Origin of the sequence: Kitasatospora sp. NPDC048296 (genome assembly GCF_043201815.1) — a bacterium.
Taxonomy (GTDB): Bacteria; Actinomycetota; Actinomycetes; order Streptomycetales; family Streptomycetaceae; genus Kitasatospora.
Map to the genome: position 1 here is coordinate 1 of NZ_JBICZB010000230.1, position 1,204 is coordinate 1,204.

At 71.5% G+C, this 1,204-nt stretch carries 1 protein-coding gene and 1 pseudogene; both read left to right on the forward strand.

The genetic code is table 11. The features are described from left to right. The coding region (locus ACGF12_RS38675) for an oxidoreductase C-terminal domain-containing protein (protein ID WP_393041388.1) at positions 1–766 on the forward strand (766 nt) is incomplete at its 5' end. 29 nt (positions 767–795) lie between these two features. After that, positions 796–1,204, forward strand: a pseudogene (locus ACGF12_RS38680) (cytochrome P450); the annotation flags it as partial.

Here is a 1,204-nt window from a genome sequence, read left to right on the forward strand (position 1 = left end):
CGTGGACCTGCGCACCGGCATCATGGTGACGGCGCTGGAGGGCGACTCCGGCGGCCGGCTCCAGCGCGCCCATCTGTCCGACGGGACCTCGCTGGACGTCGAGGTCGCGGTGATCGCACTCGGTGCCACCCGGAACACCGAGTGGCTGGCCGGATCGGGCCTGGCCGCCGGGCCTCGGGGGATCGCCTGTGACGCGGGCTGCCGGGCCTTCGACGTCCAGGGCATCGTCACCGATGACGTGTTCGTCGCCGGGGACGTCGCGCGCTCGCCCCACCCGCTCTTCGACTACCAGTTCCTCTCGCTGGAGCACTGGGGCAACGCGGTCGAGCAGGCCGGGACCGCCGCGCACAACATGATCAGCATCGGCCCGGACCGCCGGGCCCACCTGTGGGTGCCGACCTTCTGGTCCTCCCAGTTCGGCGTCAACATCAAGTCCGTGGGCGTGCCCAACATGGGCGACGAGATCGTCATCACGCAGGGCTCGCTCGCCGAGCGCCGGTTCGTCGCGGTCTACGGGTACCGGGGCCGGATCATCGCCGCGGTCGCCTTCGACCAGGCCAAGTGGATGGAGTTCTACCGGGAGCAGATCGAGGTCCGCGCACCCTTCCCACCGGACTACGCCACCGTCGACCGCCGGCCGGGCGGGATGCGGCCGGTCCCGGCCGAGTTCCCGGACCCCTCCCTGCCCAGCCACGGCGCGACCGTGACCCTCACCGGCCACGATCCCAGCGAACGCCGCGTCCAGTTCACCCCCGCACGCGCCTGACCGCCGCCCACCCCTCAGGAGACCGTTCCATGACGCCGGGCACCCTGCTCCAGCAGATCACCGACTACGCCAACCGCGCGAACCCCTACCCGTTCTACGCCGAACTCCGCAAGACCCCCGTGGCCCGTCAGGACGACGGGTCGTACCTGGTCGGCGGCTACTACCAGGTCCGCAGCCTGTTGCACGACCCGCGGATCAGCTCGGACGCCCGCAACCTGGTCGGGCAGGACGGCACGGGCCTTCAGGTGGAGGAGGAGGCCGGCGTGCCGCCCTCCATGCTCCGGCTCGACCCGCCCGAGCACGACCGGCTGCGACGCATGGCCATGCGCCCGTTCGGCCCGCCGCACACCCCGAGGCGGGTGCACGAGATGCGCGGTGAACTGGCCCAGATCGTCTCCGGGATGATCGACGACTTCCAGGGCAAGGACCAGGTCGTCC